The organism is Halorubrum sp. ASP1, from assembly GCF_005435135.1.
Classification (GTDB): Archaea; Halobacteriota; Halobacteria; order Halobacteriales; family Haloferacaceae; genus Halorubrum; species Halorubrum tropicale.
The window spans coordinates 134,130-160,696 of sequence record NZ_SGUA01000009.1 but is presented as its reverse complement, the minus strand read 5'-3'; the positions used below and the strand labels follow the sequence as shown (position 1 = coordinate 160,696).

General features: G+C 60.2%; 20 protein-coding genes and 5 pseudogenes. 14 read left to right on the top strand and 11 right to left on the bottom strand.

Features of this window, described 5'->3' with window-relative positions; all coding sequences use genetic code 11:
- Positions 1-237: 237 nt before the first annotated feature.
- The 5 genes from EXE48_RS19140 to EXE48_RS14100 all read left to right on the top strand — a co-directional run bounded on the left by EXE48_RS19140 (position 238) and on the right by EXE48_RS14100 (position 12,256).
- Complete coding sequence (locus tag EXE48_RS19140; protein ID WP_241992015.1) at positions 238-1,335, top strand: hypothetical protein; 1,098 nt, start codon at positions 238-240, stop codon at positions 1,333-1,335.
- A gap of 269 nt (positions 1,336-1,604) precedes the next feature.
- On the top strand, positions 1,605-2,489 hold the full coding sequence (locus EXE48_RS14120) for an IS1595 family transposase (RefSeq protein ID WP_137711845.1): 885 nt from the start codon (positions 1,605-1,607) through the stop codon (positions 2,487-2,489).
- A gap of 258 nt (positions 2,490-2,747) precedes the next feature.
- Positions 2,748-6,260, top strand: a complete 3,513-nt coding sequence (locus EXE48_RS14115) for an Eco57I restriction-modification methylase domain-containing protein (protein ID WP_137711844.1) — start codon at positions 2,748-2,750, stop codon at positions 6,258-6,260.
- 841 nt (positions 6,261-7,101) lie between these two features.
- Positions 7,102-10,440, top strand: a complete 3,339-nt coding sequence (locus EXE48_RS14110) for a tetratricopeptide repeat protein (RefSeq protein WP_137711843.1) — start codon at positions 7,102-7,104, stop codon at positions 10,438-10,440.
- Positions 10,441-11,098: 658 nt separating this feature from the next.
- A complete protein-coding gene (locus EXE48_RS14100; protein WP_137711842.1) occupies positions 11,099-12,256 on the top strand; it encodes a Fic family protein in 1,158 nt (385 codons plus the stop codon).
- A gap of 6 nt (positions 12,257-12,262) precedes the next feature.
- On the opposite strand, the gene EXE48_RS19520 is transcribed toward EXE48_RS14100, so the two are convergent.
- The gene (locus tag EXE48_RS19520; protein ID WP_514111748.1) at positions 12,263-12,682 is read right to left on the bottom strand and encodes a DUF8127 domain-containing protein; all 420 of its coding nucleotides are present in this window, start codon (positions 12,680-12,682) and stop codon (positions 12,263-12,265) included.
- Between the two features lie 98 nt (positions 12,683-12,780).
- On the opposite strand from EXE48_RS19520, the gene EXE48_RS14085 reads away from it, so the two are divergent.
- The 6 genes and pseudogenes from EXE48_RS14085 to EXE48_RS14060 all read left to right on the top strand — a co-directional run.
- Entirely contained in the window at positions 12,781-13,041 is a 261-nt protein-coding gene (locus EXE48_RS14085) for a type II toxin-antitoxin system HicB family antitoxin (RefSeq protein ID WP_137707419.1), read from the top strand.
- Positions 13,042-13,293 carry a type II toxin-antitoxin system HicA family toxin gene (locus tag EXE48_RS14080; protein ID WP_004050680.1) on the top strand — a complete coding sequence of 84 codons (252 nt, stop codon included), beginning with the start codon at positions 13,042-13,044 and terminating at the stop codon, positions 13,291-13,293.
- Positions 13,294-13,416: 123 nt separating this feature from the next.
- Positions 13,417-13,524, top strand: a pseudogene (locus tag EXE48_RS19130) (7-cyano-7-deazaguanine synthase QueC); the annotation flags it as partial.
- 69 nt (positions 13,525-13,593) lie between these two features.
- Positions 13,594-14,133, top strand: coding sequence for a DUF7342 family protein (locus tag EXE48_RS14070; protein ID WP_137711841.1), 540 nt, complete (start codon positions 13,594-13,596; stop codon positions 14,131-14,133).
- A 3-nt stretch (positions 14,134-14,136) separates the two neighbouring features.
- Positions 14,137-14,595: a hypothetical protein gene (locus EXE48_RS14065; RefSeq protein ID WP_137711840.1), complete on the top strand. Its 459-nt coding sequence runs from the start codon at positions 14,137-14,139 to the stop codon at positions 14,593-14,595.
- 142 nt (positions 14,596-14,737) lie between these two features.
- Positions 14,738-15,058, top strand: a pseudogene (locus EXE48_RS14060) (7-cyano-7-deazaguanine synthase); the annotation flags it as partial.
- A gap of 43 nt (positions 15,059-15,101) precedes the next feature.
- Here EXE48_RS14060 and EXE48_RS19380 read toward each other — a convergent pair.
- From EXE48_RS19380 to EXE48_RS18940, 5 genes and pseudogenes are all read right to left on the bottom strand, one after another.
- Complete coding sequence (locus EXE48_RS19380; protein ID WP_394348058.1) at positions 15,102-15,467, bottom strand: toxin-antitoxin system TumE family protein; 366 nt, start codon at positions 15,465-15,467, stop codon at positions 15,102-15,104.
- A gap of 27 nt (positions 15,468-15,494) precedes the next feature.
- Positions 15,495-16,409 (bottom strand): annotated as a pseudogene (locus EXE48_RS14050) (RNA-guided endonuclease InsQ/TnpB family protein); the annotation flags it as partial.
- Between the two features lie 5 nt (positions 16,410-16,414).
- Positions 16,415-16,714, bottom strand: coding sequence for a DUF6360 family protein (locus tag EXE48_RS14045; RefSeq protein WP_121600541.1), 300 nt, complete (start codon positions 16,712-16,714; stop codon positions 16,415-16,417).
- Positions 16,715-16,716: 2 nt separating this feature from the next.
- Positions 16,717-18,507, bottom strand: coding sequence for a nitrite/sulfite reductase (locus EXE48_RS14040; protein WP_137711839.1), 1,791 nt, complete (start codon positions 18,505-18,507; stop codon positions 16,717-16,719).
- 92 nt (positions 18,508-18,599) lie between these two features.
- Entirely contained in the window at positions 18,600-18,905 is a 306-nt protein-coding gene (locus tag EXE48_RS18940) for a DUF8134 family protein (RefSeq protein WP_206750431.1), read from the bottom strand.
- A 215-nt stretch (positions 18,906-19,120) separates the two neighbouring features.
- Between EXE48_RS18940 and EXE48_RS19285 the strand changes: the two genes are divergently transcribed.
- Entirely contained in the window at positions 19,121-19,246 is a 126-nt protein-coding gene (locus tag EXE48_RS19285; RefSeq protein ID WP_274595444.1) for a hypothetical protein, read from the top strand.
- Positions 19,243-19,416 carry a DUF8595 family protein gene (locus tag EXE48_RS18810; RefSeq protein ID WP_199236398.1) on the top strand — a complete coding sequence of 58 codons (174 nt, stop codon included), beginning with the start codon at positions 19,243-19,245 and terminating at the stop codon, positions 19,414-19,416. Before EXE48_RS19285 ends, EXE48_RS18810 begins: the two co-directional genes overlap by 4 nt.
- A gap of 12 nt (positions 19,417-19,428) precedes the next feature.
- Here EXE48_RS18810 and EXE48_RS14030 read toward each other — a convergent pair.
- The 4 genes and pseudogenes from EXE48_RS14030 to EXE48_RS14015 all read right to left on the bottom strand — a co-directional run.
- A pseudogene (locus EXE48_RS14030) lies at positions 19,429-19,876 on the bottom strand (CBS domain-containing protein); the annotation flags it as partial.
- A gap of 67 nt (positions 19,877-19,943) precedes the next feature.
- A pseudogene (locus EXE48_RS14025) lies at positions 19,944-20,511 on the bottom strand (PfkB family carbohydrate kinase); the annotation flags it as partial.
- Complete coding sequence (locus tag EXE48_RS14020; RefSeq protein ID WP_053773112.1) at positions 20,508-21,146, bottom strand: bifunctional 4-hydroxy-2-oxoglutarate aldolase/2-dehydro-3-deoxy-phosphogluconate aldolase; 639 nt, start codon at positions 21,144-21,146, stop codon at positions 20,508-20,510. The pseudogene EXE48_RS14025 and the gene EXE48_RS14020, both read right to left, overlap by 4 nt.
- Positions 21,147-21,374: 228 nt before the next feature.
- A complete protein-coding gene (locus EXE48_RS14015) occupies positions 21,375-23,378 on the bottom strand; it encodes a glycoside hydrolase family 36 protein (RefSeq protein ID WP_137711837.1) in 2,004 nt (667 codons plus the stop codon).
- A gap of 128 nt (positions 23,379-23,506) precedes the next feature.
- Here EXE48_RS14015 and bga point away from each other — a divergent pair, with 128 nt between their 5' ends.
- The gene (gene bga / locus EXE48_RS14010) at positions 23,507-25,600 is read left to right on the top strand and encodes a beta-galactosidase Bga (RefSeq protein ID WP_053773111.1); all 2,094 of its coding nucleotides are present in this window, start codon (positions 23,507-23,509) and stop codon (positions 25,598-25,600) included.
- Between the two features lie 58 nt (positions 25,601-25,658).
- Here the strand turns inward: bga and EXE48_RS14005 are convergent, their stop codons facing one another.
- Positions 25,659-26,525 (bottom strand): SDR family NAD(P)-dependent oxidoreductase, encoded by an 867-nt coding sequence (locus tag EXE48_RS14005; protein WP_053773110.1) that lies wholly within the window; start codon positions 26,523-26,525, stop codon positions 25,659-25,661.
- Between the last annotated feature and the right edge of the window lie 42 nt (positions 26,526-26,567).

The following is a 26,567-nucleotide window of genomic DNA, read 5'->3' as shown; positions in this document are numbered from 1 at the left end:
GGGGTTATTGTAGTTGGGGGACTCGCTGGCTGTCTGAATCAAGTTGCGTCGTCAGTGACGAACACGGGCTCGTCGCCTGCGGCAGTGTTCGCAGGGACAGACTGGAATGATGATGACACGGAAGTCACGTTTATGATGGCTCCGGGGAGCCCGCACGTGAGTCGGTTGACTCCGACGGTGTCTGCCGGGCAGCTTGGGGATGTAGAGTTGGAAGGGTGGGTTACGTCGTCGGCGCTGATGGCTCAAGACTACAATTCGTCGCGGAGCAATAAGCGGAAGACGCAGGCGGGTGATACGGATTCAGATTCTGATGGTGATGGTGTCGGTGACGGTTCTGAGGAGGACGCTGACCTCGTCGCGTATCTGAGTGGTGAACCGATTGTTGCTGAGCGGTTCTCGGTGTGTTTGCCTGATGCGGAGGTTCCGGGTGGGAATGGGAGTCTCCGTGAGGAGGTGACGCCGGAGCGGCTCATGGCGTATCTGACGGGCGATGAGAGTTTTGCGGGGCTTTCCAAGGCTGACTCGAAGAAGTCGCGTGGCGGTGGCGATTGTGATGATACAGACCCTGACGTGTACCCGGGTGCGTTGTGCGGGACGACGCCGCACTTCGTTGCGGAGGTGACGGGGCCGACGGCGACGGGCGGGAGCCTTGAGGTCGTTCGGGGTGAGGGTGGGATGGTGACTGTCGTCAATACGCCGCCGACGGTGGACGACAAGTCTGCAAGGGTGTGTGTTGCTGCGGATGATGACCCGTGTGGTCCGGGTGTTTGGGCTCGTACGACTGAGTCGGGGGCTGGGTCGGGCGTGTCTGTGTATCAAGTGATGGTGCAGCCGCCGCGGTGTCCAGAGCCTTTTCCTGCGTTGTTGTACGTCCAGCGGTGTGAGAGCAACAACCAACTCGTGTACACGGGTGGATGGGTCATCGACGACGCTGCGCTGTACGAGGAGTCGGTGACGGTGTTGTCGATGGCTGGTCCGACGGAGGTGGTTGGTATCGAGTGCTGCTTCGATTTCTCGGCTGATGGTGACGGGTTCGGTGACTTGGTGAAGCGGTCGGTGTCTGGTGAGCGTTCGCTGCGGGGGGCGCGGATTGATTCAAGCACTGTTGAGAAGTTTATTGAGGACGGTGACACTGAGTTGGCGGATGATATCCTCGATGTCATCACCAGTCGAGGTGGGGAGACTAGAGGTGATGATGGTGAGACAGGAGAGAATTATCGGTTCGTGACGCACGTGGCGGTGGATGCGCCAGTGTTGCACTTGGTGAACGCTGCGAGTGCGCCAGAGGAAGTGAAATTCAAAGCGGGGGCTGAACTGTCGAAGAGCGTGAACTGATTATCCGTGTGGCATCATGGTACTCCCGGTGACGACCTGAGTTCTCGAACGGTATCTCTGTGCTCAATCCACCATCTGTATCGGTCACGCCGGTACTGACAGAGTTCGGGTAGTTAGGCTCTGTTGAGGTCCTTAGGAAGTGATACATTCTGACCTGGGTGTGGTCAATATAGGGTACACGCTCTTGCGAAGCAGATTGTTGGTCAGGTAGAGCTGTCGCTGTGAAAGCGTAGCGGGCAAGGGTGACGCGAACGCGTCACCCGAACGCAATGTTCCCATTTGAATTGCTGAGTTCAGAGGCGAGCGCCGCGAACCTGCTGGAGCAGGTTCGCTGGCGCGAGGGCCTCTGTTGCCCGCTCTGCCGGTCTAAATCGGTGATCAAACACGGCAGCTATCGAGAGTACCAACGGTATCTCTGTGAGGATTACGACCGCACGTTCAACGACAAGACCGGCACGATTTTCGCGCACGCGAAGGTCGGCTTCGACAAGCTGTTATTCGCGTTCTACTCGTTACTCCGGTTCAACACGAGTATCCGCCAGCTAGACGCTGAAATTGACGTTTCGTATCGCTCGCTCTGCCGGCGCGTCGAGCAGTTCGCCAGAACGCTCGACGCGCCAGACATCTCTCTCGTTGGCCCGGTTGAGATCAACGAGTTCTACGTCTCTGCCGGGAAGAAAGGCCGCGAGCGCGACTCTCGGTCGCGCTCGCGTGCCCTCTCGAAACACGGACGAGGAACGTATGAAGAGGACAAATCGCCGGTGTTCACGCTCGTTGATCGCGGCACCGGTCAGCGGTACGTCGTCCCAGCGAAATCCGCTGACGAAGCGACGGTGCGACTCCTTCTCAACAACCACAAGAAAGAGTCGCTGACCGTCGATACGGACGGATTTCCGGCCTACGATCCGCTTGAGGATGACGAGAACTTCCACCGAGAAGCAGTTATTCACGGTGGCGGCGAGTACGTTGATGGAGACGCGCACGTGAACACGTGTGAGAGCCACGCGTCGCTGGCGCGACGGTGGCTCTCGCCACATCGAGGCGTCTCAAAGGACAAACTGACAGCGTATCTCAGACCGCTCCAACTTCGGCGACGAATCCTCCGCAAACCGGGACGAGGAGCACTGAAACAGATTATTCGAGAAGTTCTCTGACTCATCAACAATGTACTTCACAAGAGCGTTACTGAATTCGTCCTGGACGACCGACATTAGTGCCAGATTTCGGGCTTGCGGCCCCTATCTCGAACGCTGACCTTCCCACCCTTCGGAGTCGTCCTCGCCGAGGTAGACCATCATCTCATCCCCTACCGAGTAGGCATCGGTAGTGGGCTGTAGAACACCTCCATACAGCAACCTCGCCAGCTATCTGTGAGTAAATTTTTAACAAGGTTGTGTTTGAATATGGGTTTAATGTCGGACACGTTCCTCGCTGATATCCACGAGGCCTTCAAAAATATTGGTGATGAGATTCGTTCTGAGGGGAGCGAATTCGACTTCAGGTACAGTCTTGTCGATCATCTGTTTACGGACGCGCTTGAGTGGTCACGCACCGAGGGGGAGGGACACGTCAATTTCGAGGACGATAGGAAGGACGTCCTCTGTTACGACGACAGCCATCCGCCATTCCCAGTCATCGCGTGCGAGACGAAGCGTCCTTCACACGAGCTGGAACTTGGCGATGTGGAACAGCTGGAGACCTACATGGTGGGGATTGGGAGTGCAGAGTACGGCATCCTAACGAACGGCCACGAGTTCCGTGTCTACGAGTACTCAGCCGAGGATCGTTCGATCTCGTCCATCGACGGGTTTGATATTGGTCTCGTGGCCAACGCAGAGTCGGTTGAGGATCTCACCGAGGAGCAGCGCGAGGCACTCGGCAGGTTGGAGTACTTCCGCTGTGACCGCTACACGAATGTCGGCGACGCTGACTACTTCCGTGATCGGGCAAAGGAGGTGCCCGTTCAGTACCAGCCGGGGACAGATGACGAGGGGTATGACCTGTTCCTTGAGGCGGTGAAGGAGTCATTGGATGAGCTGTCTAGTGTGATGGCGCGGTTCTTCGACGACTACATAGAGCGGCCAGATAATTCCTACCCCAAGCAGTTTCTGGAGACGACCTTCCCCGACTGGAAGGACTGGCGGGAATACACTGGCAAGAGTGATGACGCGAAGCAGACGTTCTGTCGGGAGACAGCGTATATCCTGATGAACCGGGCGTTGTTCGCCCGTATCGCAGAGGACAAGGAGATCGTCGGGAACACGCGTTTGTCCGGGCGAGGAATGGCTGACGCACTCGAACAGGGTGATAAGCGTCCCTACCTTGAGGCGTTGATGGACACGTACGACAGGATTGATGATCACTACGCAGACCTGTACGAACTCGGTATTTTCGACTGGTGGTGGGTGTCGAGAGACAAGCGCCAGCGGTTCGACTCCGACGAGGAGAGCCGCCAAGAGAATCTTGAGGATGACCTGGACTACCGGCTCGGCGAGGTGTTCAAACGACTCAACCGGTTCGACTTCGAGTACGTCAACCGCGACATTCTCGGCCACGTCTACGAGGACTACTTGCCGCAAGATGAGCGGAAGAAACTCGGCGAGTACTATACCCCCATCGAGGTCATCCGGTATATGCTGGACGAAACCGGGTACAAGGCGAATGAGGGCATCGGCCGGCAGAAGGTTCTCGATCCGGCGTGTGGGAGTGGTGGCTTCCTGACTGAGGCGACGGAGAGGCTTATCCAGCACTACATCAACAAGTTCGGCAAGACCAGCATCCACTACCTCGACGCAGAGGAGGCGCGGACGATACTGGAACGGGTTGAAGAGAACGTGTACGGCATCGATATCAACCCATTCGCCGTCCATATCACCCAGATCAATCTCCTCTTCCGCACCGTTGATCTCTACGACAAGGTGACGGAGCAAGACCCGTCCTACACGATGGATGGGTTCGAGATTCACGTCGCGGACACGTTGACGCCGACCGTGCTGGAGCAGCAGGAGGGTAGTACTGACGACACAGGTCAGCAGTCACAGATTGGCCAGTTCGCCCAGTATAATGGCCGTGCGCAGTCGTTCCTCGATGACAGGGACGCGGTTGACCGCATCAAGGACGAAGTTGAGTTCGATGTGGTAGTGGCGAATCCGCCGTACGTCAAGACACAGAAAATCAACGGGCCGAAGGAGGAATACGCAGCTCGTTACTCCTCAATTAGTAGCAAGTCCTTTGACATCTACGTGCCGTTTATTGAGCGTGGTATAGAATGGTTGTCGGACGATGGAAGCCTTGCGTATATTACTCCTGATCGACTTCTCACCCATGAGTACGCAGAAGAAATACGGGATAAAATAGCCGAAGAGCCGTTAAGACGTCTTGTTGAGTTCAACGATGTGGAGGTGTTCGATGCTGCCACCCCGTATCCGTGCATCTTCTCACTTGATCGGGATCTCTCATCGGATCAGCCTGTGAAGTGCGCGAGATTTGCAGAGGAAAGAGATGGTGTCTTGGAAGAAATTCACCATCGTGATTCATGGGAGAACCCTGATGGGGTAAGCGAATACGATCTGTTTGAGTACCCGAAGGAATTAATGCGGGAAGACAACTCGGATGACTACTTACCGAGTTGGAAGCCAATGCCGTTGGAAGATGAGCGGCAGGTATTCGATAGAGTCGAAGAAACGGCCTCTCGACGACTCCGTGAAGTTTCTGACGAGGTATTTGTCGGTATTCAAACGAGTGCAAATCCAGTCTATCTTGGATTTGTTGGGGACGGTGCTATGGATAGTGATGAGGAGGTAGTACAGTTCCGTGCAAAAGGTGATGATGAGGCGCAACCCATCGAAAAAAGCATTCTTCGGCGGCTTCTCCGAGGCCCTGAAATTGATCGTTGGGGGGTTGATTGGGAGGGGCTCTGGCTTGTCTTCCCCTACGAGGTCTCTGATGGAGATGCCGATTTGATGTCCAAAGAGACGCTTGAAGATGAGTACGAAAACGCATGGAATTTCCTCCAAGACCACGAGGAATACCTTCACGATCGGGATTATCAAGGGGACGATTGGTGGGCGTTCGGCCGCCGGCAAAACGTGGACAAAATGGAGCCAGACAAGATTATGACGAACATTATGAGTGACTACAGTCGGTTCGTCGCTGATCTTGATGGTGAGTACTATTTCCTAGGTGGTGGGAATGCTGGGGGTTACGGTGTGCAGTTGATGGACGAATACGCACCCACGTCCAAAGACCACCTGTACTACGTCGCCCTCCTCAACTCGTCCGTATTGGAGTTCTATCATAAACACATCGCGCCGATTTTCGGTGGGAAGTACTACTCGTACAACAAGCGGTACTTGGAGCCGCACCCTATCGTTCTCCCCGAGGATGTTCCCAAGGACACGGTTGCGGAGTACGGCGAGGACATTCAGAGTGCCCGGGCGGAGCGCACGAACTTGGAGTACAAGACCAGTGACGTGCGCAACTACCTGCCCGACTACGAGGAGGACAGTTCCGTCCTCGATCTCGCCCAGTCCATCAATCTCGATGGCGACGACTATCGACAGGGTCCGATTCGCAAGGACGTGAAGATGGAGGTGGATAGTGAGGACAAGGTGTATCAGGTGGTAATGAAGCAGAGCCACGAGATTGAGTTTGAGGACGAGCGAGTCCGAGACTTCGTGTTCGAGCTGTTGACCGCCCAGGACCGACGGCTCTCACGCTCTGAAATACTCAATATGGACACGCCGCCCCACGAGTCCGTCGTCGAACTGATGGACGAGTATCTCGGCGACATAGAGCGGATTGAGGAGTTGAAAGAAGAGTTCGACCGATTGTGTGACGAGTTGGACGAGATCGTGCTTCGAGACGTGTACGGACTCGGTGACACCGACGAGAACACCATCGAAGAGTTCCTCGAGGTTTGGTGAGTCGAGGCAACGCACAGTAACCCGCTTTTGATCGTGATTATTGCGCTAATTACGCCCACTCGGTAGCACGACAAACCCGCAACGGGCGCTTTTCGGTTTCGTTCACACGATGTCCGATATCAACCCCTTATGTAACATGTAGACAACACCGGGAAGCAAGAGTTACATAAGGAATTACGACGGTGTTGAGCAGCTACTATACCCACCCGATTTCGGCGGGTGATCAGCTGTCTTGCTCTTTATCAATACCTCTAGAACACTCGTCACAGTCGACATCGACAGTGGCGGCTCTGTTGAAATTCTCAAATATTGATAGTTTGGAGATGCTATGCTGAATACACAGCGCGTATCGGTCAACGCCTCCTGTGAATCACTCAGTACAGATAGTTTATATGCTGATACACAGCACTGACCACCCTACATCGAGCCAGCACACGACTCGCATCAAGTCACAAATATTCCAAGCCGACAGGTCCAGATACCACCACAATCGGCCTCAACACGCGGGCGCAGGCCACGACCTCGCGTCTACCGAGGCGCGGCGAACGGCCGGCCTCACGCGCATCGCCTACACCCCGAGATGGATACAGAAGCACACCTGGCGCCGGGAGGCAGTGTCGCGCTCGTCAAGCCTGACTGATAGGATGAAGAGAGGGACGGCACTTGGAAAAGAGAGCGAGGCGGATTAGCTGTGTAAGGAAGGCACATCGTCTGAACGAGAGTCGGTTGTCGGCAACACGTGGGGGCCCACGACCGGGTGTGTCGACGAACGCGGGATGCCGGCCCGTGTCACCTGATTTAGAGGGAAGCGTTATGCTTTTTCACTAATATATGGGAACTAATGGCACCCGGCCCTGACTGGCTCCCGGCGATCGATGCGGAAGCCGCCGCCGACGCGATCGGCGACGGCATCCAGACGCTCGTCGACAGCGGCATCCTACAGACGACAGCGGGGGTCGCCACCGCGGACCCGACAGTGCTCGTTGGCGGCGCGGTCGTCGGAACGCTTGCGAAGACTGAATTGGTTGAGTACAGCCGTATCGCAGACCGCCGTCTCACGCAATATATTGAGGAGACCAACGAGGACGAACACGCGTATCGCGTGAAGCTTGCCAAGGGAATCAGTCACTTCCTTCCCGAGGGATTCGGCGACGCCGCCATCGACGCCGCTAGGGGCAGCCCCGAAGATCTTCGAGAAGTGATAGAGGAGTACTACGCCGGCGAGAAACATGACGAACTGGATAACGCCGTCCAACGGATCCTGAAAGGTGACATCGAGAACCTCGGCGCGGAACTGTGTGAGGCGTTCGACACGGACGACGTCTACGAGGCACAGGCGCTCTTTCTGGACTTTCGCGACCTCATCGAGTCCCGCCAGGTCCAAGAGACGCTCGAGACAGTGCTCGATATTGAGGGGCGGTTCGCCGATCTCGAAGAGGAACTGGGAGAGACACGAAAGGAGCTTCGGGCGAACTTCCGGGCGCTGGTGCGACGAGATCTCCGCGACGAGGGATTCGTCTACGTCGCTCCCGTCGAGTTCGACCGCGAAATCACCGATTCCGAGGCGGCTTGGCGCGCTGGCTTCGACCTTACACACGTCCGACGAGGATTCGCCGCCCCACGCGCAGGAATCCACGGACATAGAACCGTGCGCGAGGAACTACTGTCGACACTCCGCGATGGCGATGACCGGCTAATCGTCGGTCCCGCGGGGTCGGGCAAGAGCACCGTCTGTAAGTCCGTGGCCTGTTTGTGGTACGACGACCCCGACACCGGTACCGTCTTCTATCGGGAGAGCGGGAAAGGTCGACCGTTCACGAGTTCGGGATCGCTCGTCGAGGCCGTACGGGAGAGCGACGGGCACACGCTCGTCGCCGTTGAGGACGCAGCTAGGGACGAAACCGAGGCCGTGTACGAGGCGATGGCGGACCTCCGGGGCGATCGCGTGAGCTTCCTCCTTGATGCCCGGCGTAGTGACGTGGAACGATTCGGCGAACCGGGGCAGCTCGAAACCGGCGCACAAAAGAAGATAGCCGAGGCGTACCGAGATATCCCCCGGTACTCCCTCGGTGAAGGGTTGTCCGAGGCGGAGATCCGCGCCGTCTTCAACCGATTCGAGGCGACGACCGGACGAGAGGTAGGGGCGCCCCCGGATCGGATTCACAACGAACTCCAGCAGGGCGGCGACTTTGGCCAGATGCTCTTCCTGTCGTACTACCTCCCGGTCGGCGGCAGTGGTGGCGGCCTGTTACAAGACGTCACGAACAAGTACCGAACGATCACCGGGACGGCCGACGGACGGGAACACTGGACGGATGTTACCGGGTTCGACGCCGACCTGCGGCAGGATGTCGCGCTGACGACGGCACTGCTGGTCGCCACCGGCGTCGGTAATCACGACGAACTCGCCCACGCACTCTGTGAGAAACATGGCCGCGACGGAGCCGTCCACGACGAAATCATGGAGATCCGCACGGCCCTCGAAGGCTGGTTCGTCTACTCGACCGACGACCCGGACGCCGAGGTACCGGCGACGACACACAAACTCTGGGCGATGCTGTACCTCCAACAGGAGGCGGAGGCCTTCGTGAAAAATCAGGAGCAACGGGAACGAGAATTCGGCACCCCCGATCCGAACCGATTTCATACCTGCCTGACGGCGCTGTACGCCGTCCTCGACGACTCGTGTCGCGAGTATCTCCGTGGCGGCTATCCCGACTCGACGGTGCTGGAGCGTATCGAGGACGACCCGGCGGCGTTCGGTGAGCGCCTCGCAGTCGAGATTCTTGACCTCGGTAGGGATCGACCGGCGCTCACGCCGCTGTTCGAGTTCGGCACCGACCTAGAGATGCCCGTGCCGTCGAACTGCGATCGGGATACAGTCTCGCGAATCGAGACGCAGAAGGGACACGTCTGTCTGGACCGAGGGGCGTACGACCAGGCTCGCGTTCACTACAGGCGAACCCTCGACATCAAACGCGAACTCGGCGACCGACAGGGCGAAGCAAAAAGCCTCAACAATCTCGGTATAGTCGCTCAAAGTCAGGGCGATTACCACGACGCACACGAGTATTTCCAGCAGAGCCTCAACATCAAACGCGAACTCGGCGACCGACAGGGCAAAGGAAAAATCCTCAACAATCTCGGGAATGTCGCTAATGATCGAGGCGATTACGACGACGCACGCGAGTATTTCCAGCGGAGCCTAAGCATCAAACGCGAACTCGGCGATCGACAGGGCGAAGCAAAAAGCCTCACTGGTCTCGGTACAGTCGCTCTAAATCAAGGCGACTACGATGACGCACGCGAGTATCATCAGCAGAGCCTCGGCCTCACCCGCGAACTCGGCGACCGACACGGCAAAGCAACCAGCCTCATTGGTCTCGGTACAGTCGCTCAGTCACAAGGCGACTACGACAACGCACGCAAGTACTTACAGCAGGGCCTCGACCTTGCCCGCAAACTCGGTGACCAACAGGGCGAAGCAACCAGCCTTGTAAATCTCGGGCTCATCGCTCGAAATCAAGGCGACTACGACGACGCACGTGAGTACCTCCGACGAGCGAACGAACAGTTCCGGGAGATCGGTTCGTTCCGTAACGCTCTGACCACGTTCGAGAACCTCGTCGATGTCTGCGAGGAAATGGACGATACCGAAGCCGCCATCGAGTGGTGCGAACGCGCCCGCGACTGGGCCGGGAGCGTCGACCGGATCGACCTCTCGGATACAGCCGCGAAGTTCGGGCGTCGGCGACTGCGACTCGACGTCAGCGAGGAGGCGACGTGGGAACTCTATCTGAATGGGGTCTATCATGTCTACTCCGGGGACGACGAGGCAGCTTTCCGGCTCCTTGAGGAGATATGGGACCGGCGGGAGACCTTCGGTGCCGACACTGACGTCTCCCCGGTTATCGTAAGCGCCGGGGTGGTTCTCGCCGCGTACGCTCGCCTGTTCGACGACGAGGCGTTCCCGTACGACGCAGGGGAGGTACTCGATACGATCGACGAAGACCAGGAGCGGACGTTCGGGGGCAAAGTACTCTCCGAACGACTCGCAGAGGGCGAGACGGAAACCACACCGGACGAATTAGAGGCGACCGCGGACGAGCAGGACTCCGAGTTCGCTCAGTTGGACCTGCTCGCGGCGGCGAGGTTACTGAAATCGCTCGACGCCGAGTGACATCGTGACGGAACGACTCGCCTGAGTACTCCTAAACGACAGAGGGAGGTGCTGAATATAGCCTCTATATCTCGCACGCCAATCCTATCAGGTCCTTAGGATTTCAACAGAGTCAATGAAATTGTAGCCAATTATTTGCTTTCCACTAGTGATTTCTACTCAAGCATGACCGGAATCGTGATCCTCCCCGCTGGTCGCGACGACGCGTTTGAGGACTACAAACAGTTCATCCGAGATGGGCACCCAATTGAGGATATTGAGTCATATCTCCTTGACAAGGACCTCGAACTATTTCGCACGACTTCTGAAGCAGCCAGTTCATAACCCTTGTCGAGATGAAAGGGGTGGTGTCGATATGAACACCCCTCCATCGAAATGAATTCTCTACCTCTTCAATGTCATCACACACCAACTTCGAAGTGAAGACCCCGCCATCGATATGAAATCTCAGACATCACAACACACCGCCGGCACCGTCGGTATCCACTGTTCATGTGGGATTAGCGCAACCGTCGACACTATTTGTCTCAGCTAGATTAAGCGGATATAGTTGTAGCACAACGACTGGAATTTGATTTGGAGCGGTCTTCGATCCCGCTTATCCAAATTTGTTTATAACCCGTATGATTAAGTCGTATTAGAGACAAAGTAATTCAAAATGAGAGCAGAGGATTTGCCACCAGATGCGCCGGGGCACTACCAACAGTCGCATCCGGATCCCTACTATATTCCAGAGAAGTTGCCCCTCTCATCGCGGGTTGAGATTGACGAGGATCTCACAGCGACGATATCAGATGCGACGTTCCAGCTGGGACGTATCGACGGGATTAGTCCCACTGTCGATTTCTCGCCGGTACTGTATACGTCGCTCCTCCGGCTCGAAGCAGTCGAAACAGCAGAAATTGAGGGCGCAGATATCGAGATGGACGAAGTCTACGCGTATCATACACGCCAGAAATCAGGCAGTTCTGGGCGTGTGAGCCGTGACTTACAGGAGGTTCTGAACGCTGAGCGCGCACTCAGTGATGGATTTGACGCAATTAAACAAGGAGAGTCGATTTCGGTCGAACTGCTCAAATCACTCCACGAAACATTACTCGACGGAGTTCGGAACGAGGGGGACGTTGTTGGTGAGTGGCGAGATGATGATGTTCATATTCCGTCGCCTCGTCCCGGACAGTCCCCATTTGTGCCACCACCGGCGGACCATGTCTCGGAGCTAATGGACTCGCTTGAAGCATATATTCAGATGGACGGCGAGTACCACTCCCTGGTTGACCTTGCGATCACTCACTATCAGTTGGAGACAATTCACCCCTGCTCGGACGGCAACGGTCGTCTCGGACGGATTCTAATCGTCCTCCAGTTATACAAGGCTGGCTATCTGTCTGAGCCGTACCTCTATCCGAGTGCCTATTTTAATCGAAACAAGCAGGAGTACGTCGAGACGATGCGTGCGGTTAGCGAAGAAGGCCAATGGCGCGACTGGATTGCGTTCTTTATCAAAGGCATTGAAGAGCAAGCGAAGGACTCCTACGAGCGAACATTCGAATTACTCGAACTCCGGCGAGAGTACGAAGCGCAGTATCCGAATCAAAAGACAAGTCACAAACTCGCCCGCGAACTGTTTGAACTGCCGTACTTCACCGCAGACAACATCACGGATCGGTTCGACGTAAGTCGACAGACTGCCTACAATGCGATTGAAGAACTCGAATCGGATGGCATTGTTATCGAAGTGACTGGCAAGCAGCGAAATCGTGAGTACAAAGCTATCGATGTATTCGATATTCTTGAACGGCCGGTACAACGGTAGCAAAGCTTAGTCGCTTACCCCGGATGCTGGATCGGTACCCATCGCTCCCGCCCCGAACAGTAGCATAGCACCGCCAATGACTGTCAAGAACCCGAGCACACGTTCCGAGTCTGGCTCTTCGGAGAGAAGCGACGTCGTGCCTGAGGTGTACACCGCGTAATATCGCCCGCTAGCGTCAACTACAATCGCTTCTTGAAGATTCGTCTGAGACTGACTACCCCCGGTCTCAACCGCCTGCTTGACTGCTGGTGAGTACTGGTCAACGGGGCGAGAAACGTCCTCTAACGCCTGTGAGGCATTTACCGCGATGAGGAAGCCAGCGTGCGGGACGTGTGATGTCTGCGCGTTCCGGCTCGAGGCGTTTCGGAACGCCGGGCCACACGATCCGATCGCGTATGCTGAGCCGTCGGTGTTTTCGTAATTCATCGGTCGGTCCGCGTTCTGCTTTTGTAGCGGTGCTGTCTGTCCATCTTCTCAGTCGTATCCGACAGAACGCTTATTCGAGCGGTCCACGAAGAAAGAGTATGGCGAGTGCGACACGCGACGCATCCAACGGGGAAGGCGTCGAGTTCATTCACGAGGATGACGGCTCGATCACTGCGAGAGATATCGAGACCGGTGTCGCCTCCTTCGGCGAGACGAAAGCGGAAGCGCTCCGGATGCTTGCGGAGGCGATCGAACTTCACGAAGGCGGTGGTGAACCCCTCACCGATGAGGATATCGAAGAGTGGGGTCTCGAAGAGACGGAGTCCGGTGACAAGGAGCTTCCCGAATTCATGCAGTGAATGGTCCGGACGAACTTCTCCGGGCGCGAGATTGCGTCTGTTCTCCACGACTTCGGGTACAAGCGTGTCGGTCGTGTCGGTAGCCACCTGAAAATGCGGTATGAATCACCAGATACGGACGAAGTCCGGATCGTGACTGTTCCGATGGCGTCAGAAGACGAGATCCCGACCGGAACATTACAGTCGATCGCAGACCAGTGCGGAGCCGACGACTTCCACGCGTGGTGTGAGTGGATCGACGAGCACCGGTGACGATCGGCTCGACGCCGACTCGTCGGCCGTTAATTCGTGCACACTCGGCTCGTTTCCAAAGATATCCTATTGCCGTCTGGCGTTTTTCCGCGCGTTTCAGCAGACGATTAAGATTGGGGCACGGAGTCGGCGTGTGGGACGTGCGATGCGTGTGCATTCCGGTTAGAGGCGTTCCGGAACGCCGGGTCACGCGATCCGATCGCGTATGCTGAGCGGCCGGAGTTCTCATAACCTACGAGTTAATTCGATATAGGACTAATAGTCTCAACTTATATTAAGGTACAGTCCGAACAATGTGGTATGACCGGAGACGAATCGGACTCCAAGAGCCTGATGAAACGCCAAACCACGGGTGAAGATCGGGTTCGGATGACCGCCAGACAGCTGTCGGAGCCGCGGACGGCTAACTGGATCGCGTCTGAAGCGGACTGGTCACACGAGCCAACCAAACGCGTGCTTGAACGCCTCGTCGACGACGGCATCCTCCATCGTGACGAAAGCGGCACCCACACGACGTACTACCCTGATTATCGCCGCCAAGCGATACAGGAGGCGATGCGGCTTCGAGACAGCGGGCACACTGTCGAAGAACTCACCGACCGTCTCGCCGAGATGAAGACGCAGATCCGTGACTGGGAGGGCGAATTCGGCGTTGAGTCACCGAACCAGCTTCGCGGAACGCTCGCTGACGAGTCCCTTGATGCTGACGAGGAAGACCGTCGCCGCGAGATCGCCCGTGAGTGGGAGCAGCTTCAGCGGCGTATCCAGGTTGTCGGCTTCGCCATCCGTGAATGGGACTTCCTCGCTCCGACGACAGAGTCTGCTAAGGCCAACAGCTAACGGATGTCTGTCCCGCATCCGGGTGGTGACCCGAACGCGAACCTCTATGCGCAACTGAAGCGAGACGTCCTTGATCGCGTACCACAGATTTCGACGGTTGAGTTCGTTCCGGATGATATCGAGGCCACGCAGCTGCGAGCAATTTTCGATCCGGCTCGTCTTGATCCCCCGACAGGCCCTGAGTCACCAGCACTAACCGTCAAGTGGTATCGACAGGACCCAGACGATTGGTTCCGTGTCAACTACACGGACCCAAACACGGGCTTTCACGCCGGCTGGCACCAAGACGAGGATCATCCCGATCTCGGACAGGCGCATGTCCAGTACTCAACCGCCACTACTGAGGACCGATGGGGGATCACATTCGAACACGAAACTCCCTCTCTGATCCTCTGGGAAATCGTCGAGGAACTTCTCGAAGGTGTCCGTCCCACCTATCAATACGCGAACGACGAATCATGACTCCCGGTACAGCTTGAAATCATTCCGATTAGTCCTCCTGAAGTCCTTACAGCGCTACCTACAGGACAAGGAGAAAGACCCTAGAGACGAGTAGATCAGTTTGACGTAAGGCTCGAACATGTGACCAGAAACTGGCTATGAATTAGCAGCGTACTCCGAGGATTTCTCCGGGTACCCTGATTGCCGCCCGGCGTTTTTCGACGCGTTTCAGAACGTGATCGATGTCGGGACGAAGCCGGAAACGGAGATTGAGTTGAAAGCACCGTTCGTCGAGTGGTCGAAAACGGAGATCGCGGAGCGCGGGGTGGTGCTCGGGGTGCCGTACGACATCACATGGTCGTGTTACCGGGACGAAGAGCCGGCGTGTGGGACGTGCGATGCCTGTGCCTTCCGGTTAGAGGCGTTCCGGAACGCTGGGTCACGCGATCCGATCGCGTATGCTGAGCGGCCGGAGTTCTCGTGATTCATTGCCAGTTGGTGGTGGTCAGTTCGGTCGGAAAGACCACTCACCAGAGCGACTCAATACGTTGCTCGATTGCTTCGAACACCGTTGAGTACACATCGAGTGGATGACTCGAAGGAAGGTCAAGATCTGAGATGTCCGTTCCGGCTGGCGGTTCGTGGAAATGGAGTCGAGTATTGTGTGTATTTGGATGCCGATCCCAGCGGCACTCCCAGTGGGTGTTATCTCCCCGAGTCTCGACGTAATGAATGGAAAAATCACCAGTCGTGAACCACCGGATATCGACTCTGGCGGTAGCCACCGCGTCGGGATACTGTTCAGTGTCTAGGGTTGCAGTGAGCAATCGCGGTTCGTACGCTTGACCTCCTCCCGCGCCTAAAGACGCGGGAATCCCACCACGGGATTTCAGGCCGAGCGTCTGCTTGACCCTACGGTTTCAAGACGCATTCGTTCCACGCGTCCCTTGCTGGGTTTCAGCATCGGCGTGGGTGTCTTGTGGGGCGGTCAAACGCCCCCCATCCTCAGCCGAGTCATCGTCATTCTCGTGTTCTCTGAAACGACTCTCTCCGCTGAGGTAGCGGTCTGCGATGTTCACCGCTCCGTTCACGTCCGCTTGGTATTCATCCATCCAACACGCATCGTTCGTACACTTGGACGTCGCCTGTCGTGGGCGGTATCCTACCTCACCGCAAGCGTGGCACTCCTTCGAGGTGTTGCGCGGGTTCACCGTCTCCACCGGGATACCCTTCTCGACGGCTTTGTAGCGTATCTGCGCGTGGAGTTTGGCGAATCCCCATCCGTGGAGACGGCGGTTCATGTACTCGCCGTAGTCCATCGACTCCCGTATGTACGTCAGGTCTTCCAGAACAAGAACGGGATTCTCGACGGACTCGGCGTACTCCACGACTTCGCGGGTGACGCGGTGGAACACGTCGTCGATCTGGTTCCACAGGTCGTCACGGAACGATTCAGCGATACGCTCGCTTCCGCGTGTCTGAAGTCGCCTCGTGGCGGTGAAGTAGGTCTTTCTGAGCCGACGAACGGTCTTCCCCTCGTCGGCCCACAGTTCGGGAGCGGTCGGGCAACCGTGGTCGTCGCGGTGACACACCGTGACGAGCGACGCTTCCCCAATGTCGACACCGATGGGCGTCCGTTCTTCAGTGGACACCTCGGAACCATCCTCCACGTCGCGGGTGGCGGTGACGTGGAGATACCACGTTCCACCCCGCTCGAACAGCCGACTTTCACCCATCTCGGCGTCGCCTGCGTTTAACGCTTCAAGCCAATCCCGCTGGTCGGGATTGGCGCGTGCCGGTATCCAGAGGTGGTAATCCTCGTGGTGCGGGAGTTTATTTATCATGGGTCGGCGCCGTTACCGCTTTTCGCGGCCTCGACCCGGTCCGCCGTCGACTCCAGGGCCTCGGCCAGCGTTCTCGCTTGCGCGGGCGAGAGGTCGAACTCGTCGGCGTGGGCGGCGAGGTCGTCGATCTCCGTCCCGTCCAGTTCGACCGCCAGCGTGACCTGTTCGGGGTCCTCCCGCGGCGCGGTGACATTCACGACGCCGGGCGCGTCGGTCTCGAACTCGTGGCCGCGGGCGCGCCCGTCGACGAGGTCCAGCGTCGTGTATGCGTTGACGCGGAGCAGGCGATTCGGCATCGTCAGTCGTCCGCCGGCGGCGAGGGCGCGTCGTCCATCGAGTCGTCCTCGGCGTACGGGTACCATGTGCGCTTCGTGTTGTGCATCATCGGGTCCTCGTAGTCGGTCTCCTCCGGCTCTACGAGGGCGTCGAGTTCGTCCTCGTCGTGGCGGGCGACAAACGCCCGGAACGACTCGCCCTCGTCGCGCTTGGCGGCGAACGAGTCGATCAGGTTCGCGATCGCTCCGGGGACCTCGTCGACGGGCACGCGCTGGGTGACCCAGCGGGCGAACCCCGGGTTCTCCCCGAGCCCGCCGCCGAGACCCACGTCGAGCGCCTCGACCGGGTCGCCGCCCTTGCGGGTCTTCATCCCGCGCAGGCTCACGTCGGCGATCTGCGGCTGCGCGCACGAGGCCGTACACCCGGAGAGGTGGACGTGGAACTCGTCGACGCCGTCGGGGAGGTCGACGTTCGCCTTCAGCCAGCGCGCGAACCGGACCTGCCGGTTCTTCGTCTCGACGATAGACAGCGAGCAGAACTCCGTGCCGGTACACGCGACTGAGCCGCGCATGAACGGCGACGGGTCGGGCGAGTAGTGGTCTAAGAGCGGCTCGTCAAGGAACTCGCCGAGGGCCTCGTCCGACACGTCGGTGACGATGACGTTCTGCCGCTGCGAGAGCCGGACCTCGCCGGAGCCGTACTCCTCGGCGAGGTCGGCCAGTTCGAGCACGTCGTCGGCCCCCATCCGCCCGACGAGCACGTTCAGCCCGACGAAGTTCCGGCCATCTTTCTGGTCGTGGACGCCGATCAGGTCGTTGCGCTCGCCCTCGCCGGCGTTGTAGGTGTACTCCTCCCGAACGTCGCGGCCGGCGGTCGCAAGTTCGAAGTCGACGTATTCCTCTTGGAGCGTCTCGCGGACCTCCTCTTGACCCCACTCGTCGACGAGGAACTTCACGCGGGCGTTGTACCGGTCCTCGCGGTCGCCGTAGTCGCGGAACAGCGCGGAGAGCCCGCCGGCCACGTCTGGGACCCGCTCCGGAGGGACCCACACGTCGATGTCGCGGGCGAACCGCGGCTCGTTACGCGCGAGCCCGCCCCCGACCCTGACGTTGAAGCCGACCGCGTCCTCGCTTTCGTCGCCGCCGCCCTCTCTCCCGCCTTCACCGCCGTCCCCGCCGACCGCCTTGTACGCCGGCTCGAAGGCGAGGTCGTTGATGTCGCCCTGTCCGGAGCCGTCGGCGGAGCCGGTGACGGACACCTTCCACTTGCGCGGGAGGTTCGTGTGGTCGTCGTTCCCCTTGAACCGCTCGTTGAGGTCGCGGATGACAGGCCACGCGTCGATCACCTCCTGCCCGTCCTTGCCCGCGACGGGGTTCCCGACGATGTTCCGCCACGAGTCCCCGCAGGCCTGCTGGGTCGAGAGGCCGTTCGCCTCCAGCTTCTCGAATATCGCCGGCACGTCCGACAGCTCGATCCAGTGGAGCTGGATCGACTGGCGGGTGGTGAAGTCGGCGTACGCGTCACCGAAGACCGGGTTCGTGCCGGGACCGCGGGCGTACTCGTCGGCTATCTCCCCGACGACGCGGAGCTGTCCCGGTCCGAGCACGCCGTTCGGGGTCCCGATCCGCAGCATGAAGTACCCCTCCTGTCCGTTCCGCTGGTGGTACAGGCCCCACCATTTGAACCGCTCGAACCACGCGTCCCGCTCGTCGTCGGGGATCGAGTCGTACCCCTCCTCGGCGAACTCGAACAAGCGGTCGCGCACCTCGTTGCCGTACACCTCCGATTTCCAGTTTTCGACGTCCGTCGGCATCGATCCGGCCTACAGCCGACATCCACATAGCTGACGGCGTGGCGTCAACGTTCCCCGGTGCCCCCTCGATGTGGCACGTGTTGCCGCTACTTTCACCGTCGCACCCGGCGAACGGCGGAACGGTCGAATTCAACGAAATCGCCCCCGCGTACCCGTCCGATAGGTATCCACCCGGTGATCCCGGTCGCCCCACACGAGATACACTGGCCGTACACCTTCGCCTCCACGGTCGAGCCGTCGACGCCGACCGACTGGAAGTTCTCGACGACCAGATCCGTGAGCGCGCACTGACACAGATCCGGCGTGTCGAGCCGCCACAGTTCGCTGACACGCACTTCCCGGCTGTCGTTGACGGAGATCCACGCACCGTCGTCGAGGACGCGCAAACGAGTGGTCACGCCTTGGGTTCGGCCGCGACGACCCAATGGGTGGCGCTGCTCGCAACCGACGACAGTACCGATGACGGCCGGATATCGGAAAACCGGCAGACTACACCGACATACGTGTGAAGTTACTCTCCGATCTACCGGACATGAAATCCGGTATCCGAGAGTAGTGGTCCGATTTACGCGTGTGCCGACGGTTATAACTCCCGGGCGCGCACGTCGGTGTAATGACCGATTCGGTTCCTGACACCACCGACGATCGACTCGTCGACCCGCTCGACGGGACACACCGACAGCACGCGTCCGCGGATGTGGCGCCCGAACTCTTCGAGGACGCCTCGGAGCGACAATGACCGAGCGAGGCGATTCCCGAGCGACGAACGACGACGAGCGGAACGCCGCCGGGGACGGGACCGAGGAAGAACCGGACGCCGAACCGGACGACGGCCACCTCGACGACGTCGAGGACGGCGCGGGGTGTACGGAGATCTGGGAGCGGCTCTCCGAGCGCCGGGAGGAGTAGTAAGCGCGGGGGTTACGACAGCTGCGCGGCGATGTCGGCCTCGGTGATGATCCCGACCGTCTCGCCGCCGTCGGTGACCATCACGGCCTTGTAGTGGTCGAGGAGGTTCCGGACCTCGTCGACGGTTGGGGACGGCGCGACCGTCAGGAACGACTCGCTTATCACCTCGCTGACCGGGTGGTCACCGATGTTCTCGCCCGCGTGGACGATGATCGCCCTGGCTGATCGAGCTGACCGACACGGCGTTCTGGAGGACGGGGAGCTGCGAGTACGCTTCCGCCTCAATCAGGTCGACCGCCTCGCTCATGGCGTCGCCGGGCGCGACGCTGATCACCGTCTCGTTCATCAGGTCCGTCGCGTGCACGACCTCGCCTTCCGCCTCCTGAAGGGCGCTCACGATGCGGCGGAGCGTCGAGAGCCGCGGGTCGATGTCGCCGCCCTCGATCCGCGCTATGAGGGGTGTCTGAGTGTAATTATACGGGCTTTCCGCGTTTCTACATAAGAGCGAAGGTTCTAAATTAGGCGTGTAAATCAGGAAAGAGCGACTCACACTGCTGTTTGGCCTCCTCTGGCGACCAGAGCTTCGACCGGTAGTTGAGATCGAACGCTGTCGTCGTGCCAGCCTGCCTCGCAGCCGCCAACAGGTCGGCCGTCATCTCCGCGAGCGTCGGCGAGACCGCTGGCGTGAACCCGCTCATGTAAAACGCATCAGCGTCAGCGATTTTACCCCCCATCAATTTCGCTCGGTGTGGCCGTTGTGATCGCCGCGTCGGCGCGGTCCTAAATGACAGTCGTTCCCCTCGGAATGGAGCCCTCCTCGATGTAGTAGACCCCTTGCCGCGCTTCGTCGACCTACGCGACACGCGGCTCGACGCCGTGGTGCCTGACCTCGTTTGTGACTCGACGTCCGAGCGGCGAGTTGAGGAGCTTCGAGAGCCACACTGCCGGCGCGCCGAGCCGGGCGACCGCAATCGCGACGCTGCTTTCGGCGCCGGCCGTTCGGAACTCCAACGACGTGGCGGTTTCCAAGTGCTCTCCAGACGGCGGGTTTAAGCGGAGCATCGTCTCGCCGAACGTGACGAGACTGCCCGTCATCGGTGCGTCTCCGCCAGTGCCGTGAACTCGCTTGCGGCCTCGGTCAGCTCGCCGAACTCCCCGTTGTCGATTGCGTCGCCATCGACGATCGCACTACCGACGCCGAGGGCGACGGCGCCGGCGTCGAAGAACGCCGCGGCGTTGTCCAGCGAGACACCGCCTGTCGGGATCAACGAGACCTGCGGTAACGGTCCGTTGATAGCGCTTACCTGCTCGGGACCTACGGTCGAAGCGGGGAACAGCTTACAGAAGTCAGCGCCAGCCTCCGTGGCGGTGAGCGCTTCTGTCGGCGTCATCACACCGGTCGCGACGGCCGTCTCGTACCTGTTACACGTTTCGATGACGTCTGCATTGACTGTCGGCGTGACGACAAACTCCGCGCCTGCCAGTTGGACGGCCCGGGCGGTTTCGGCGTCGAGGACCGTGCCAGCGCCGATAGCGACGTCGTCGTGCTCGGCTGACAGCCGCCGGATCATTTCGACTGCGCCGGGTGTGTTAGCTGTTATTTCGATCGCATCGACACCGCCCGCTGCGATGGCATCGACGACCTCACTGCACACATCCGGTTCGATCCCACGAATAATCGCGACAATACCCGTCTCTAAGATGCGCTCGCGCGCGGCAACCTCGCTCATTACTATACAGGTCCACACTGTGTAGCCGTACATAACTTCGGTGATGGGATCGGGCGGCTGCCGCGGACACCCGCGGCAGTCAGCGTCCGCTATCGAAGTCAGACCGGACAACGGCTCGCTACCGGATCGGTAACGAGCCGTTTTAGTACCATTCGATGGAATCGACAGCAGCAGAACCATACCTCAATAGTCTGAAATCGACAGATTAGAGCTGATTGGCGCCGTGCGTCACTCGCTGTTGAGCGCGAATGTCAGGGCTTCACCGCCGACGGTCGCGTCGATGGTTCCATCCCGAAGAGTTGCCTCCGATGCACGGTCGGACCCCCCTGTGAGTGTTGCGGCGTCGCCGAGTAGGTCACCAGTATCCGTGGAGACAACGGCAAACACAGCCGCGCCGTGCGGCGCCAGCTCCCGCTCGACGACTTGACCGTCGACGACTTCACCGGAGAGGCCGTCCCAGATAACTCGGTCACCCTCCTGGCCGTACTCGTGTGCGTCGAATCGGACAGTCGACCGCTTGTTTTGCCAATTAAACAACGCAACAGTCGTGGCGCCGTCGCCTGGCCTATCGCAGACAATCCGCGACGGGAACCTCTCTCCGTCGAGTCCAACGACCTCGCCGCCGGATGCTGGCGGGATGGACCGTTGGAGGAGCCGCCGACCAGCTGTGTCGATTTCCGCAAGCCGGTCCGAGAACATGTTTACGCCGCCGGACACGGCGACGAGCACCGCGAACGCCTCACGCTCGGATGCGGTGAGATCGCTCGTGTCCCGAACCAGCTGACAGTCGGGGTCATTGAGCCACCACCGGCGGTGTAGGAAGTTCCGATTCAGGGTGTTTCTGACCGCGTTTTTCAGTCCCGGCTGGCTGCCGGATTCACCTGGTGTCTCCCACGTCGGGTCGGTGTCCGGGCCGATACGCATCGCGTCGAAGAGGCCGACGCTCGGGGCCATCGGCGCGCCGCAGCCCAGAAGGAACACGTCGTCGCCGGCCGCCTCGGTAATCGCTTCGACTCCGCGCCGGTACGCCTCGATCCGCGTCGCCTCTGCGTCGTAGCGCTCGCCGGGCAGCGCCGCGGCAAACAGGAAATCGAGTTTTAAATAAGTGAACCCCCACTCGTCGACGACCGTCGACACGGTTTCCCGCAGCCACTTGAGGACCTCCGGATGCGTCGTGTCGAGCCCGTACAGTTCCGACCCGGCGCGAAAGCCGCCGTCGACCGGTGTTCCGGGGCCGTCTGAAGGCGCCTCCGTCGGCTCCGTCACGAACCACTCGGGGTGGTCAGCGTACAGGTCGGCCCCTTCCTCCACGTAAAAAGGCGCAAGCCACAGCCCCGGTCGGTACCCCGCGGTCGCGATGTCGTCCGCGACAGCGCTCATATCCTCGAACCCGTCGGCGAAGGACCGCCAGTCGCCGAACGCCTCCATATACCCGTCGTCGATCTGGACGACATCAACCGGGATTCCCCAGTCGCGAAGCTCTGCGAGGTTTTCCCGGACGTCTGCCTCGGTAAGATCGGTGAAGTAGTGATACCACGAGCACCAGCCGGTCGGCGCATTCTCGGGTATTTGTGCGTCCATCCGGTCCCCGATCTCGTCAGCCAGCGCGGCGAGCCCTGCTCGGAGTTCTCGGTCGGCGTCGACCCACAACGGCGGCAGCGTCAGGCGCTCGCCGGGCGCCAGGCGCGTCCCTTCAAGCGGACACACCGCGCGGACCGTCTCGATACCGCCGTTGTCGTCGTCGATATCGAACCGGGTGCAGTAGCGGTCGTGTTCGAGGAATCCGGCCGTGACAACGCGGTCGTCCTCAACGAATCCGGCTAGGTAGCTACTAACGCGGTTGTCTTCCGGCGCTACGAGGTCGTTCATCATCGGGGCGTTGTCCGGATCCTCTTCCGGAAAGCGCTCGCCGACTGGGACTGTCCCCGTCGACGACCACGACTGGTAGCCGTGTCGGTACACGCGCGCGTCCGACCCGAATGCGGTCTCGAACGAGAGCGCCACCTCGTCGCCGCGAATCGACTCGTTACCCGTGTTCGCCACCGTACAGGCCACGGTGACGCCGCCTGCTTCGTCCGACAGTGACACGTCTACGACCTGTGGATGGTCGTCCGCAGTACCGGACGCTTGGAGAATCCCGGTGAGTAGGTCGCCGGTGTCGTCCGCGACCGCGAGTTCCTGTCTGTCCGGCTCATACGTGACCGTGGTGGCACCTACAGAGTGTTCGCGCATACACAAATCACAGCACCCCGCTACAAATAGCCACTCACGTCAGCGCCATAATCGGCTGATCACCGGCAGACGGCGAAGCAGCCGTCGGCCATCCGAACGCTTACGTGGCGTGATAGAGTGGGTCGGTCATGCGTCTTGGTGTCTGTTATTTCCCGGAACACTGGCCGAGCGAAGAGTGGGAACGCGACGTGGAAGCGATGGCTGACGCCGGTCTCGAATACGTGCGAATGGCGGAGTTCTCGTGGGGTGTACTTGAACCCGAGCGCGGAGAGTTCAATTTCGAGTGGCTCGACGAAGCCATCGAACTCATCGGCGACCACGGAATGCAAGTCGTGTTGTGTACCCCGACGGCGACGCCGCCAAAGTGGCTGGTCGATGAGCGGCCGTCGATCCGCCAAGAGGAGCCAGATGGGACGGTCCGGGAACACGGCAGCCGCCGCCACTACTGTTTTAATTCTGAGGCCTACCGCGAGGAGACGACTCGAATCGTCGAGCGCGTGACGGAGCGATACGCCAACTCGCCGCACGTCGCCGGGTGGCAGACGGATAACGAGTTCGGCTGTCACCGCACCATCAGGTGTTACTGTGACGACTGTGCCGACGCGTTTCGGATGTGGCTCGCCGACCGCTACGACGATGTCGACCAGCTCAACGAGGCGTGGGGGAATCGGTTCTGGAGCCAACAGTACAGCTCCTTCGAGGAGGTCGATCCGCCGGGACCGACCCCGGCCGAGCATCACCCCTCGCGACTGCTCGCGTACGCCCGGTTCTCCAGCGACTCGGTCGTCGACTACAATCGCCTCCACGCCGACCTCATTCGCGACGCTAACCCCGACTGGTTCGTCACGCACAATTTCATGGGGCGGTTCCCAACCCTGAACGCCTACGACGTGAGCGACGACCTTGACCTCGTTTCGTGGGACTCGTACCCGACGGGATTCGTACAAGACCGCTTCGCCGACGAGGCGTCTCCGGACCAACTGCGCGCCGGCGACCCCGATCAGGTGGGGATGGACCACGACTTGTACCGAAGCGCGCTCGACCGCCCGTTCTGGGTGATGGAACAGCAGCCGGGCGATGTCAACTGGCCGCCACACTGCCCGCAACCGGGTGAGGGCGCGATGCGGCTCTGGGCACACCACGCCGCGGCTCACGGTGCCGACGCCGTCCTTTACTTTAGATGGCGGCGCTGTCTCGAAGGCCAAGAACAGTATCACGCCGGACTCCGCAAGGCCGACGGCTCCCCAGACCGCGGGTACACAGACGCTACACAGACATCCGGGGAGTTCGATACACTCGGCGAGACCGACCACGTCGACGCGCCAGTTGCGGTCGTGTTCGACTACGACTCGCTGTGGGCGCTCGACGCCCAACCACATGCGCCTGACTTCGACTACTGGGCACTCCAAGAGGCCTTTTACCGCGCTGTGCGCGGCCACGGCGTTCAGGTCGACGTGGTTCCGCCGACCGCCAACCTCTCGGGGTACGAAGCCGTCGTCGCGCCTGCGCTCCACCTCGTCACCGACAGCCTCTCCGAACGTCTAACTGACTACGCCACGGCCGGCGGCGAGCTACTCTTCGGCCCTCGCACGGGCGTGAAAGATGCGGAAAACAAGCTCAGACCGGCGTCACAGCCCGGCCCCCTGGCCGATCTTGTGGGTGCGACCGTCGACCAACACGAGTCGCTCCCGCGACGCCTCGAAGCGGCAGTCCGGCCCGTCGACGAGTCCGATGTCGACGACGACTCGATCATCCCGTTCCGAACGTGGGCCGAGTGGCTCGACCCCGACGCGGCCGAGACGCAATACGAGTACGATATGGACGGTCCGGCTGATGGTCGCTCGGCAGTCGTCACCAACGCAGTCGGCGACGGTCACGTCACCTACTGCGGGGTCTGGCCCGAGTCGGCGTTGGCCGAGACGCTCGCGGCAGACCTGCTCGACCGCGCAGGCGTCCGACGCGCCGAGCGCCTCCCCAACGGCGTCCGCATCGGCTACCGCGGCGGCCACACGTGGGTGACAAACTTCACGGGCGACCATCTCCGACTACCCGGAATCGACGCCGAATCGCTTGTCGTCGACGACACCGACAGAGACGCCATCGACATAGGGGCGGCCGGTGGCGAGATAGACGCAGATGCACACTGCGTCGTCGTGGGGCCGTACGGGGTCGCTGTCGTCGAAGGCGATCACGTTGACGGGTTGCAAGTCGCCGAGCAGTAATCGATCGGATTTTAAGACAGCTCAGATATTTAAAAAAGCACCCGCGAGCGCTCGGCAGCTATTCTGAGCGCTCTCGCGCCCGGTAGTCCGGGAGCGTGTCGTCTTGCATCACCGCGCCGCGGCCGCCGTCGACGAGCAGTGCGCTCCCCGTGACGAAGGCGGCGTCCTCGCTTGCGAGGAAGGATACCGCACCGGCCACGTCGGCCACCGTGCCGATGCGACCGGTCGGGTGGATCGATTCGACCTCTTCGAGTCGGCCCTTGGGCAGTTCGTCACGCGTCCGCTCAACTTCAACCCAGCCGGGGACGACGGTGTTCACCCGGATCTGCGGCCCGAAGTCCACCGCGAGCGATCGCGTCATGCCGTTTATCCCCGCCTTTACCGCGTTGTACGGGAAGTGCGCGGGCATCGTCGCGTACGCGTGATTTGAGGAGACGTTGACGATGGCGCCGCGGTCCATGTGTTCGAGCGCGGCCCGTGCCGCCAGCCAGTACGCCCGGAAGTCCGTCTCCAAGACGAACGACCAGTCGTCAAGCGTCGCCTCCGCGGCGGTCGTCTCCGTCTGTACACCGGCGTTGTTGACGAGGACATCGACCGAGTCGTAGCGCTCGGCCGCGGCCTCCACCAGCGCGGCCACGTCGTCCGGGTCGCGCATGTCGGCGCGCACGAACGTCGCGTCGCCCGTCAGTGGGGCGTCGTCTGCGCGTTGCTCGTCAGCCCCCCGGTTCGACTCCGAGATGCGCTCGGCGACGGCCTCACCGGCGGCCGCGGTCCGGCCGCTGACGACGACGTTCGCCCCCTCGGCCGCGAACCGCTCGGCCACGCCGGCGCCGATTCCCCGCGTCGAGCCGGTGACGATTACGGTTTGCCCGGCGAAGCGCCCGGGGACGGCATGTTCGGCCGGCGACTCGTGTCGGCGGGTCATGGCGCCCTCCGGGACCGAAGCGTCGGTGCGGCTCGTCGCGCG

Excerpts from the sequence above, each read along its gene's own strand:
- EXE48_RS14085 (WP_137707419.1), top strand. The coding sequence starts at position 12,781 with ATGGCGAGTGCGACACGCGACGCATCCAACGGGGAAGGCGTCGAGTTC.
- EXE48_RS14015 (WP_137711837.1), bottom strand. The coding sequence starts at position 23,378 with ATGCGCGAACACTCTGTAGGTGCCACCACGGTCACGTATGAGCCGGAC.
- EXE48_RS14120 (WP_137711845.1), top strand. The coding sequence starts at position 1,605 with ATGTTCCCATTTGAATTGCTGAGTTCAGAGGCGAGCGCCGCGAACCTG.
- EXE48_RS19285 (WP_274595444.1), top strand. The coding sequence starts at position 19,121 with ATGACCGATTCGGTTCCTGACACCACCGACGATCGACTCGTCGACCCG.
- EXE48_RS19520 (WP_514111748.1), bottom strand. The coding sequence starts at position 12,682 with ATGAATTACGAAAACACCGACGGCTCAGCATACGCGATCGGATCGTGT.
- EXE48_RS14005 (WP_053773110.1), bottom strand. The coding sequence starts at position 26,525 with ATGACCCGCCGACACGAGTCGCCGGCCGAACATGCCGTCCCCGGGCGC.
- EXE48_RS14070 (WP_137711841.1), top strand. The coding sequence starts at position 13,594 with ATGACCGGAGACGAATCGGACTCCAAGAGCCTGATGAAACGCCAAACC.
- EXE48_RS14110 (WP_137711843.1), top strand. The coding sequence starts at position 7,102 with ATGGCACCCGGCCCTGACTGGCTCCCGGCGATCGATGCGGAAGCCGCC.
- EXE48_RS14100 (WP_137711842.1), top strand. The coding sequence starts at position 11,099 with ATGAGAGCAGAGGATTTGCCACCAGATGCGCCGGGGCACTACCAACAG.
- EXE48_RS14080 (WP_004050680.1), top strand. The coding sequence starts at position 13,042 with ATGGTCCGGACGAACTTCTCCGGGCGCGAGATTGCGTCTGTTCTCCAC.
- EXE48_RS19140 (WP_241992015.1), top strand. The coding sequence starts at position 238 with ATGGCTCAAGACTACAATTCGTCGCGGAGCAATAAGCGGAAGACGCAG.
- EXE48_RS14065 (WP_137711840.1), top strand. The coding sequence starts at position 14,137 with ATGTCTGTCCCGCATCCGGGTGGTGACCCGAACGCGAACCTCTATGCG.
- EXE48_RS14115 (WP_137711844.1), top strand. The coding sequence starts at position 2,748 with ATGTCGGACACGTTCCTCGCTGATATCCACGAGGCCTTCAAAAATATT.
- EXE48_RS14040 (WP_137711839.1), bottom strand. The coding sequence starts at position 18,507 with ATGCCGACGGACGTCGAAAACTGGAAATCGGAGGTGTACGGCAACGAG.
- bga (WP_053773111.1), top strand. The coding sequence starts at position 23,507 with ATGCGTCTTGGTGTCTGTTATTTCCCGGAACACTGGCCGAGCGAAGAG.
- EXE48_RS14020 (WP_053773112.1), bottom strand. The coding sequence starts at position 21,146 with ATGAGCGAGGTTGCCGCGCGCGAGCGCATCTTAGAGACGGGTATTGTC.
- EXE48_RS18810 (WP_199236398.1), top strand. The coding sequence starts at position 19,243 with ATGACCGAGCGAGGCGATTCCCGAGCGACGAACGACGACGAGCGGAAC.
- EXE48_RS14045 (WP_121600541.1), bottom strand. The coding sequence starts at position 16,714 with ATGCCGAATCGCCTGCTCCGCGTCAACGCATACACGACGCTGGACCTC.